General features: G+C 66.4%; 4 protein-coding genes. All 4 read left to right on the top strand.

Annotation, left to right across the window (positions count from 1 at the left end):
* Positions 1-1,224 precede the first annotated feature (1,224 nt).
* Positions 1,225-2,823 carry a peptidase domain-containing ABC transporter gene (locus tag I55_RS27635; protein ID WP_286364322.1) on the top strand — a complete coding sequence of 533 codons (1,599 nt, stop codon included), beginning with the start codon at positions 1,225-1,227 and terminating at the stop codon, positions 2,821-2,823.
* Entirely contained in the window at positions 2,820-5,012 is a 2,193-nt protein-coding gene (locus I55_RS27640) for a peptidase domain-containing ABC transporter (RefSeq protein ID WP_049974563.1), read from the top strand. The genes I55_RS27635 and I55_RS27640 overlap by 4 nt, the downstream gene beginning before the upstream one ends.
* The gene (locus tag I55_RS27645; RefSeq protein ID WP_049974564.1) at positions 5,012-6,337 is read left to right on the top strand and encodes an HlyD family type I secretion periplasmic adaptor subunit; all 1,326 of its coding nucleotides are present in this window, start codon (positions 5,012-5,014) and stop codon (positions 6,335-6,337) included. The genes I55_RS27640 and I55_RS27645 overlap by 1 nt, the downstream gene beginning before the upstream one ends.
* A gap of 140 nt (positions 6,338-6,477) precedes the next feature.
* A partial coding sequence (locus I55_RS33590) for a hypothetical protein (RefSeq protein ID WP_049974565.1) occupies positions 6,478-8,119 on the top strand: 1,642 nt, incomplete at its 3' end.

Consider the following 8,119-nt stretch of genomic DNA (forward strand, 5'->3'; position numbering starts at 1 on the left):
ACAAAGGCGGCATGACCGGTTTTGTCGTTGCCGAACCGCCGCTTGGCACCGTTGACCAGGCGATAGGCGTCCAGGGTGTCTTTGGAAACATCCACGCCGATGGTAACTTGGCTCATCTTTTCCGTGCCTCTGCTTGTCATACGGGGCTTTCTCCCCGGTATCCGTTCAGGCCAATGGAAAAGACGAGGGCGATCAAACTCTAACTCGGCTCGTTAACAGCCTGCGGTCACTCGATCCGTCCCTCGCCGCTGGGAGAGGGGTGCAGCCCTCTCCCAGCGATTCCATCGTCGCCCGTCGGCACGGAAATTCATAAGACAAGCGGGATGCGATCACGCGTGATCGCATCCCGCTCGTAACCTGTTCATGATAGAGCGGATTTACACGATCAGGTGTCTCCACCTGATCGCGTTCCGCTCTAACGCGTCCCACACCCCTGTTCGGCCCAACGCCGGAACCGAGCACCTGGCCCAAATCCATACCATCCGACGCACGCCGCGCGCTGATATCTCCTGATACGAGCGCCGATGGTCGGGCAGCGTTGTTATGTGAAGCTCTCTGCTTCTTAACAAAAGGAGAAGACCGGCTGCGACCACATCAACAGGGCGCAAATGCGACAGAGGTATTAATCCCTGAGCATATCCTATCCTGTGCATTAGTTTTGCGACCAAACAAACCACCGGCCCATTTTGCCATCACTCCACTTTTCTCATTTCAATCATTTTTGCCCATGCCTGCGTAATCACGGCTAGTCGAGACAAGTCGGTTTCGAAAATTAGCAAAAAAATCGCGATCATTCGAAACAGTCGCATTGCGGCATACTTACATACGCTAACCGGTAAATCTTCTTTCTGTAACAATGTTATAGGGGGCAGGCCGCGCCCCAGGCGAGCGCCCGTCCGATATCCACTCCTGTGCAGCTTGCTGGCAGTCTCGGCCCATGAAGTGCGGCGTTTTAACGCGTAACACCGACGTCTGGATTATGACACCGGTCATAATTATGCGACAACAACTTTTAATTTTGCCATCGCATAACCTTTTGAATAGGGCAAAATATTTACCGACATCCGGTAAATACCAATACAAACCAACAAATGACATTTAACACTTTTTTAATTCACCCACAATCAAGATGCGCCATCAAATCAAATGGTGAAAACCATGAACAGAACCGCATCAGCATCCATGAATGTCGACGGCGTTAAGATTCCACAAAACGCCTATATAATGATATCAAGCATCACAATTAATATCCTGTCCTTGGCAATGCCGATTGCCTTGCTGCAGGTATATGATCGTATTTTGCCGAACCACACCATTGATACGATGTTCATGTTGGCGGGCGGAATTGTTACCGCGTTGCTGATGGAGCTGTTCCTGAGAATTGCACGGCAGCGGATTTTCAGTGCGCGCAGTGCCCGCTATGAAATATCGGAAAGTCGCCGCGCCATTTTTCATCTGCTGGACAGCGATATACAGGCGTTTCAGACGCACACCTCCGGCGCGCACATGGAAAGGTTGAATTCCATCGCGTCTTTACGGGACTTCGCGTCAGGCCAGATCATGGTCAGCCTGTACGACATTCCCTTCGTCGTCATCTACCTGGGCATCATCCTCTACATCGGCGGCATCCTGACCCTGGTGCCGCTGGCCAGCATACTGGTTATCGTGCTGCTGGCCCTGCCGGCCATCCGCATGGCGCGCACCTCGCTGCTGCGCGTGGCGGATGCGGAGGACAAGCGCCTCAGCTTCATCATCAGCCTGTTGAGCGGCATCCAGTCGGTGAAGGCCATGGCGTTGGAGCATCCGCTGCTACGCCGGTACGAGAAGCTGCAGGAACGCCGCCTGGGCGAGAACCGCAGCGCCGAGCTGTCGGCCCAGCACCTGGGTGAGATAGGGCAATGCGTGGTGCAGGTCGCGGGCCTGCTGACCGTGGGCTTCGGCAGCCTGCTGGTGCTGCGCGGCCAGCTCAGCGTCGGCGGCCTGTCGGCCTGCGTGCTGCTGGTGGGCCGCGCCCTGTCGCCCATGCAGAACATCCTACAGTTGTGGTCGCGCTTGCAACAAGCCGCTATCGCCCGCGAACAGATGGACGCCCTGTACGCCATGCCGCGCGAACGCCGTGCCACGGGCACGGCCGACGCCAACCAGACGCAGCCGCGCATGGTGCTGAGCGGCATGTCCTTCGGCTTCAAGCCGGGACAGGAGGTGCTGAGCGGCATCGACCTGGAACTGACCAAGGGCGAGATCATCGCCCTGGTGGGCCCCAACGGCAGCGGCAAGACCACCCTGCTGTCCCTCATGGGCGGCTTCTACCAGCCCAGCCGCGGCCGCATCACCCTGGACGGCCTTGATCTGGACCAGTACGACCCGGAATCGGTGCGCGAGGCCATCGCCTTCCTGCCGCAGCAGGAGATCCTGTTCCGCGGCACCATCACCGAGAACATCACCCTGTTCCGGCCCGAGTATGACGAGCTGGCCCTGGTGGCGGCGGAGCGGGCGGGCATCTCCGACCTCATCCACGCCCTGCCCCACGGCTTCGCCACCTTCGTGGGCGACGGCGCCACCGAACCCCTGCCCCGAGGCCTGGCCCAGCGCATCGCCGTGGCCCGCGCGCTGATCCATAAACCGCGCATCATCCTGTTCGACGACGCCAACTCCGCCGTCGATGACGAAGGCGACCGCCACCTGTTCGGCCTGATGAACGAGCTGCGCGCCGAATGCGCGCTGGTCCTGGTCAGCCACCGGCCCGCCGTCCTGAAGCTGGCCGACCGCATCTACCGCCTGGCCGACGGCCAATTGGATCGCACCCTGGAGTTCGCATTATGACGCTTCTCCTCGACAGCGGGGCGTCCCAGCGGGACCCCATGCTCCGGCCCCCGGCCCTGCCGGTGCCCGCCGCCACAGTCAGCGTGAACTGGACCGAATTCCTGGACCCGCTGGCGCAGTTGCTGAACCGCCATGGCTGGTCCGGCTCCCGCCGCCAGATCCTGGAGGCGCTGCCGTCCGAGGCGCGGGCCAACCCCATGGCCGACCTGCGCGACATCCTGGGCCGCCTGGGCTACGTCAGCGCCCTGCACACCGCCGACGGGTTCTCCCTGGATGATCTGCGCCGCATCGCCGGACCGGCGGACAAGGCCGTGGGCGTCATGCTGCACATTCCCCTGGGTGCGGCCCCCACGCTGGTGGAGGTGCTGGAGAACCGCTTCGTCGTGACGCGGCCCCAGGCCGAGGCCACGCCAGCGACCGCCGGAGGCGATGACGCCCTGCCCGCCGGCACGCTGGTGACCGTGCGCCCCGGCACCCTGCCCCACAGCGGGACCGAACGTCAGGGCTGGCTGCGCAGCCGCATCGCCGAGAGCACGCCGCTGATCTTCGCCAGCATGGCCCTGACCCTGATGGCCAACCTGCTGGCCCTGGCCAACCCGCTGTTCGTGATGACCGTCTATGACAAGGTCATCGCCGCCAACACCCCCTGGCTGCTGGTCCCGCTAGGCATCGGCGCCATCGGCGCCTCCCTCTCCGAACTGACCATGCGCCGGCTGCGCAGCCACACCATGGCCCATGCGGGCGCCCGCCTGGGCTATGTCGTCGGCAACGCCGTGTTTGGTCGCCTTCTGAGCCTGCCCAGCGCCCTGACCGAGCGGGTCAGCATCGCGGCCCAGGTGGCCCGCGTGCGCGACATCGACCGGGTACGAGACCTGCTGACGGGCCCCCTGGCCCAGGCCGCGCTGGACCTGCCCTTCATGTTCCTGTTCATCGCCGCCATCTTCGTGCTGGGCGGCTGGCTGGGCCTGGTGCCGCTGGTGGCGGTTGCGGTCTATGGCCTGCTGGCTTTCGTAGCCAACGCCATCACCCGCTATCGCGTCACCCAGGCCGCCGTGGCCAATTCTCGCCGCCAGGAACTGACGCTGGAGATCATCGAGCGCATGCGGTCCATCCGAACGCTGGGCCTGGTGGACATCTGGCGCGACCGCTACGACACCGTGGCCCGAAACGCGGCGGAAGCCAATCTGCGCTACGGCCAGGCCTCGGCCACCACCAGCACCATCAGCCAGATCCTGGGCACCATGACCGCCCTGATCACCCTGGTGTTCGGCGTGCATCGCGTGCTGGCCGGCGACCTGACCACCGGCGGCTTGATCGCCAGCATGATGCTGATCTGGCGCATGCTGGGGCCCCTGCAGGCCGCCTTCATGGCCAGCGCGCGGGTGGGGCAGATCCGCTCCTCCATCCGCCAGATCGAGACCCTGATGGCCACGCCGCCGGAACGGTCGGAGACGGTGCGGCCGGACCGCGTGGCCGAGATTCAGGGCCGTGTCTCGTTCACGCGCGTCACCTTCCGCTATCACCGCGAGCCGGAGCCTATCCTGGCCAACGTGGGTTTCGAGGTGGCGCCGCGCGAGGTGGTGGCCATCGTCGGCCGCTGCGGCGGCGGCAAGTCCACCGTGCTGAAGCTGATCAGCGGCCTGTACACGGCCCAGGGCGGCTCCGTCCGCATCGATGGCCGCGACATCCGCCAGTTCGACCCCATCCAGCTGCGCCGCTCCATCGCCTTCGTCACGCAGGTGCCGCAGTTCTTCCAGGGCTCCCTGGCCGACAATTTGCGCCTGGCCGCCCCCCTGGCCAGCGATGCCGAGTTGATCGACGCCCTGGACCAGGCCGGCGCGCTGGACACGGTGAAGAGCCTGAAGGACGGGCTGGACACCCGCTTCGACATGCACTCCGCCCCCCTGCCCACCGGCGTGCTGGCCCGCCTGTCGCTGGCCCGCGCTTACCTGCGCAACACTCCGCTGGTCCTGCTGGACGAGCCCATCAGCGGCTTCGACTTCGAAGGCGAGTTCGCCTTCATGTCGGCCATCGAGATGCTGCGCCAGCGGTCCACCGTCTTCTTCGCCACCCACCGCCGAGGCCACCTCGGCATCGCCGACAAGGTCCTGATCCTGGAGAACGGCGCCACCCGTTACTTCGGGACTGCCGAAAAGGTTCGCGACCGTATTCCGAGAGGCATGATCTGATGCGCGCCGTAGCCCTGCCCAACTGGTTCCGCCTGCCCGAGTTCGCCTCTGACGAACTGGTCACCGATCCCGGCATCTCGCCCCTGACGCGCAGCACCATCCTGGTGGCCGGCCTCTGCGTGACGGCCGCCATCGCCTGGGCGGTGCTGACCCCGGTGCACGAGGTCGCCACGTCATTCGGTGAGATCGTTCCCTCCCGCTCGGTCCAGGTGGCCCAGCACCTGGAGGGCGGCACCGTCGCCGAGATCCTGGTGAAACAGGGCCAGCTGGTGGAAGCCGGCCAGCCCCTGGTGCGGTTCGAGGGGGCCACCACCCGCTCCAGCCGCGACCAGTACACCGCCCGGCGCATCGCCCTGCAGGCGCAGATGGAACGGCTGCAGGCCTTCGCCGAGGACCGGCCGGCCGACTTCGCGCCATATGCCAGCCAGCCCGACGTGGTGGACAACAACCGCCAGCTGCTGGCCGCCCAGATCGAGGCCAAGAGGAACCAGCGCGCCGTGCTGGTGAACCAGGGCCAGCAGGCGGCCGCCTTGCTGACCGCCAGCAAGCTGCAGCTGGCCTCGGTCATGACCGACCTGGACATCGCCGAGCATAAGGTCCAACTGCGTAAGGATCTGGTGGAAAAGGGGCTGAACTCCAAGCTGAACCTGCTGGAGGCGCAGCGCGACCTGGCCAGCGCCCAGTCGGAGAAAGCCCGCCTTGAGGGGGTCATCGCCAGCACCCAGCACAGCCTGGGTGAGAACAGGTCCCGCCTGTCAGAGCTGGACGGCCGCCTGCGGCAGGAGGCCCTGGACAAGCTGGAGACCACCGGCGCCCAGCTGGCGGAACTAAACAAGCTGATCGAGGGGCAGGAGGACCGGGTGGACCACCTGGTCACCGTCGCGCCCGTGCGCGGTATCGTCATGGAACTGCCGGTCAAGACCATCGGCGGCGTGGTCGCCCCCGGCGGGATCGTCGCTCGCCTGGTACCCGTGGATGACGAGCTGATGGCCGAGGTGCGCGTCTCCACCCGCGACATCGGTTTCGTCCGCCCCGGCCAGCCAGTGAAGGTAAAGGTGCAGGCCTTCGACTACGCCCGCTACGGCCGCATCGACGGCACGCTGGACACCGTTTCGCCCACCACCTTCATGGATGAGCAGAAGAACCCCTACTACCTGGCCCGGGTGAAGCTGGCCGCCTCCTACGTCGGACATGACAGGGAACGCTACCAGGTTGTGCCCGGCATGACGGTTCAGGCCGACATCACCACGGGCGAGAAGACGGTATTCCAATACCTTCTGAAACCCATCTACACGACGGTGGACAGCGCCTTCCATGAGCGCTGAGCCCGCCGCCTGACGGCGGATCCGGGAGCGGCCTCGACACCGCCGCCCCCGCGACCGCCCCGCTTTCTTCGCCTCAACGACCGCGAGCGGGTGCCCGGCACCCGTCTCAATCCGGCCCCCTTTATGACGGGAACACCGCCATGGCTCAGCAGAGCGACAAGTCGTCGTCGAACGCCAAGACCCAAGCCCTTCGCGACCAAGCCGCCACGCAGCAGAACAGCCGGCCATTGAAGGCGCTGGAACGGCCGGGCGCCGATACCGCCCGGGACCCACGCTCTGAAAGCGGTTACCTCAGTTCCGTCCATAACGGCAGCCAGCTGGAAGGCGGCGCCAGCACCGTCCAGACGCTGGCCACCGGCGCCTACGCCAACAACGTCACGGAGACGGCGGCCCTGTCCAGCACGGCGCCGTCGCTGCAAGAGAACACCACCGACCTGATCTCCAGCGGCGGCACCAGCAGCGGCGGCGGCACGTCCTTCCTCGGCGGCGGCGATACCGGCAGCGATCCGGTGGGCAGCGGCGGCACGGCGCCGGCCCTGACCTCCTCCACCGCCGCCCCGGCCCAGGCCCGCGCCACCGTCCTGCCCTCGACCGCCACCCCGGTCCACGCCGAATCCGCCCCGGCCGTGGCCGCCCCGTCCAGTCAGACCAACACCCAGCAGACCGCGCTGGACAGCACCAACACGAACACCAGCACCACGACGACCAACACGGGCACGAATACCGGTGCCGGCACCGGGACTGGCACGGCGACCACGACCACCTCGTCCACGGGCGGCACGTCCTCCGGAACGTCGTCGGGCTCGTCCGCCACCGGCAGCACCGCCTCATCCGACACCGACGCCGGCACAACCAACGGGGGCACGACCACCGGCGGCACGGATCATACCGGCACCGCCAGCGACACCTCGACTAGCAGCACCACCACACCGTCCACCGGCACGGACACGGGCACCCAGGCGGGAAACGGCAGTACCGGAACCACCGGCACAGGCTCCGGCGGGGTCGAGGCTGGCGGTGGCAACACCGGTACCGGCTCGACCAACCCCACCACCGGCAGCGGTGGCACCGGCACCACGCCCACCGATCCCTCAACCGTGACCGGCGGCACCGGTCACGGCACTGATCCGACCACCGGCACAGGCTCGGGCGGCGTTGAGGCTGGTGGTGGCAACACCGGCACCGGCGCGACCGACCCCACCACCGGCAGCGGTGGCACCGGCTCCGCCCCCACCGCCCCCTCAACCGGGACCGGAACCGGCGGCACCGACCACGGCACTGACCCAACCACCGGCGCGGGCTCCGGCGGTGTCGAGGCTGGCGGTGGCAACACCGGCTCCGGAACGACAGATCCCACCACCGGCAGCGGCGGCACGGGCTCCACCCCCACCGATCCCTCAACCGGAACCGGCGGCACTGATCCGACCACCGGCACGGGCTCGGGCGGTGTCGAGGCCGGCGGCGGCGATACCGCCTCCGGCGCGACCGACCCCACCACCGGCAGCGGTGGCACGGGCTCCACGCCCACTGATCCCTCAACCGGGACCGGCGGCACTGATCCGACCACCGGCACGGGCTCCGGCGGGGTCGAGGCCGGCGGCGGCAACACCGGCTCCGGCGCGACAGACCCCACCACCGGCAGCGGCGGCACGGGCTCCACGCCCACTGATCCCTCAACCGGGACCGGCGGCACCGACCACGGCACTGATCCGACCACCGGCACAGGCTCCGGCGGGGTCGAGGCCGGCGGCGGCAACACCGGTACCGGCACGACAAACCCCA

It is taken from the genome of Azospirillum sp. B4 (assembly GCF_000333275.1).
Classification (GTDB): Bacteria; Pseudomonadota; Alphaproteobacteria; order Azospirillales; family Azospirillaceae; genus Nitrospirillum.

Coding starts and splice junctions, on each gene's coding strand:
- I55_RS27640 (WP_049974563.1), top strand. CDS start 2,820: ATGACGCTTCTCCTCGACAGCGGGGCGTCCCAGCGGGACCCCATGCTC.
- I55_RS27645 (WP_049974564.1), top strand. CDS start 5,012: ATGCGCGCCGTAGCCCTGCCCAACTGGTTCCGCCTGCCCGAGTTCGCC.
- I55_RS27635 (WP_286364322.1), top strand. CDS start 1,225: ATGATATCAAGCATCACAATTAATATCCTGTCCTTGGCAATGCCGATT.